Below are 2254 nucleotides of genomic sequence, written 5' to 3'. Positions count from 1 at the left end.
GAGCAGCTGCGGCACTTCTTCCAGCTTGGCGCCGGTGAGTTTGGCGATCGCGGCCGCCTGCGGCGACGATACCGACCAGGCTTCGGGCTTGGCGAGGAACTCGGCATATGCCGCGCCCGTCACCTTGACGAAGTCGCGCACCGCTTCCGGGTTCTTTTCGGCGAAGTCGGTGCGCACGATCCAGGCGTCGAAGGTCGGCGCGCCCCAGGCGGCGACCTGCGAGGAATCCACCACCACCTTGCCCGTCGTCTTGATCTGGCCGAGCGCCGGATCCCAGACATAAGCGGCGTCGATGTCGCCGCGCGAGAAGGCGGCGGCGATTTCCGGAGGCCGGAGATTGAGGATCTCGACCGACTTCGGATCGACGCCCTCATGCTTCAGTGCTGCGAGCAGGCTGTAATGCGTCGTCGAGACGAACGGCACGGCGACCTTCTTGCCGGCGAGATCGGCGATTTTCTCGATGCCGGCGCCGTTGCGTGCCACCAGCGCCTCGGATTCGCCGATCAAGCCGACGATGAAGATGGTCTGGATCGGCAACTCGCGGCTCGCCGCCGCCGCCAGCGGGCTCGAGCCGACATAGCCGATATCGACCGAACCGGAAGCGACCGCGGCGATGACATCGGCGCCGGAATCGAATTTGCGCCAATCAATGGTGGCCTTAGTCGCCTTTTCATAGGCGCCGTCGGCCTGCGGCACTTTCGAGGGTTCGACCACCGTCTGGTAGCCGATGGTGATCTTGAGGTCGTCGGCCAGGGCCGGGCCGAGGAAGGCCGCGCCGGCAAGTGCCGCTGATGAGAGGAGAACAATGCGTCGCGAAATGATGGACATGAAGGGCTCCTGAAAAGAGAAAAACCGGAATGCTTCATAATAGTCAGCTAATTCTATGGTTCTTGTAGAGTTAAATCCTTCCAACCAAGGCGGGCTTGTTAGAAAAAAGCTGTCGATGGTGAGGTGGTGAGGCGGATAGGGTGGTTGCGGTGGGGCAGAGTGTCGCCACAGGGCAGGCCTTTCGACGCCGGCGGGCCAGCGCCCCCCTCTGTCCCACCGACCTCTAACCTCCTGAACTGCGGTGATGGCTCCGCCTACGCCCACCGCGAACTAGAATTCCCGCTTCCGGCCTCTTCCAGGCAAATTCATGCCTCAAACAACCGCCGATTTGACAACCCATTCCGCGTGTTCGAGGGTAAGTATAGTAATCTTATCGACATTGAGACTGGAGGCGACGATGAGCAGTCACCATATCGCGATGATCGCGCCCCCAAACTCGTGCGCTTTTGTATCCCTGTGGGCACAAAGGCTGGTCAAAATGGCCCGCGCGGCTTGAAAACGAAGCAAAATCAGCAGTTCTCGGCTTGTACATCATGTCACTAGAATTTATGTGTCATGCGGGCTTGGACGCGGCGGCAACGCACGCCAGGCGTTTTGCAACCGATGGTTCCATGCCGTCGCATGCCAGAGAAAATTTGATCTCATGCTCACCAAAAAAGGTAAGTACGGCCTCAAGGCGCTTGTCCACCTCGCGCGATTGCCGGCCGGGCAGCTCGCCTTCGTCAACGACGTCGCCACCGGCAACAACATCCCGAAGAAATTTCTCGACGCCATCCTGGGCGAGTTGCGCAATGCCGGCTTCGTCCAGAGCCGCAAGGGCAAGGATGGCGGCTATCGCCTGGCGCGGCCCGCCGACGAGATCAAGGTCGGCCATGTCGTGCGCGTCCTCGACGGTCCGCTGGCGCCGATCCCCTGTGCCAGCCGCACCCAGTACCAGCGCTGTGAAGATTGCAACGAGGCGACATGCCAAGTCCGACATCTGATGCTCGAGGTCCGGCAGGCGATCGCCGAGGTGCTCGATCAGCGCAGCCTCGCCGAAATGCGCGATATCTCTCTCGACGACCTGTCGGTCGGCATCGGCGATCTGCCGGTCGCGGTGAAGGTCCAGGCCTGACACTGGCGCTGCGCAGAGCGAAGGCATGCCTATGACCGGGCGCGCCAACTCCATCATCATTGTCGGTGGCGGCGCCAGCGGCGTCGTGCTGGCCGCGCATCTCCTGAAGTCGCCCAATCCCGACCTGCGCGTCACGCTGATCGAAAGGCGCCCGCATTTCGGTCAGGGCATCGCCTATTCGACGCTGCTGTCGGCGCATGTACTGAATGTCAGCGCCGCCGGCATGAGCGCCTATGCCGACGATCCCGGCAATTTCTGGCGCTGGCTTCAGGAACGCGGCCTGGCAACGGCTGAGGAGGCGCCCTTCTATGC

Annotated in this window: 3 protein-coding genes; 2 read left to right on the top strand and 1 reads right to left on the bottom strand. The window is 62.1% G+C overall.

Annotated elements, in window-relative coordinates; translation table 11 throughout:
- Positions 1–828 (bottom strand): taurine ABC transporter substrate-binding protein (gene tauA / locus EN991_RS32975; protein ID WP_127370308.1); only part of this gene is annotated, 828 nt, incomplete at its 3' end.
- 643 nt (positions 829–1471) lie between these two features.
- Between tauA and EN991_RS32970 the strand changes: the two genes are divergently transcribed.
- On the top strand, positions 1472–1942 hold the full coding sequence (locus tag EN991_RS32970) for an Rrf2 family transcriptional regulator (RefSeq protein ID WP_013528705.1): 471 nt from the start codon (positions 1472–1474) through the stop codon (positions 1940–1942).
- Positions 1943–1973: 31 nt separating this feature from the next.
- Positions 1974–2254: FAD-dependent oxidoreductase (locus tag EN991_RS32965; RefSeq protein WP_127370309.1), on the top strand; the 281-nt coding region annotated here is incomplete at its 3' end.

The organism is Mesorhizobium sp. M7A.F.Ca.US.005.03.2.1 (assembly GCF_003997795.1).
GTDB classification, from domain to species: Bacteria; Pseudomonadota; Alphaproteobacteria; order Rhizobiales; family Rhizobiaceae; genus Mesorhizobium; species Mesorhizobium ciceri.
Note: the sequence above shows the minus strand (reverse complement) of the source record. Positions and strands in the feature narration are given on the sequence as shown.

Excerpts from the sequence above, each read along its gene's own strand:
- EN991_RS32970 (WP_013528705.1), top strand. The coding sequence starts at position 1,472 with ATGCTCACCAAAAAAGGTAAGTACGGCCTCAAGGCGCTTGTCCACCTC.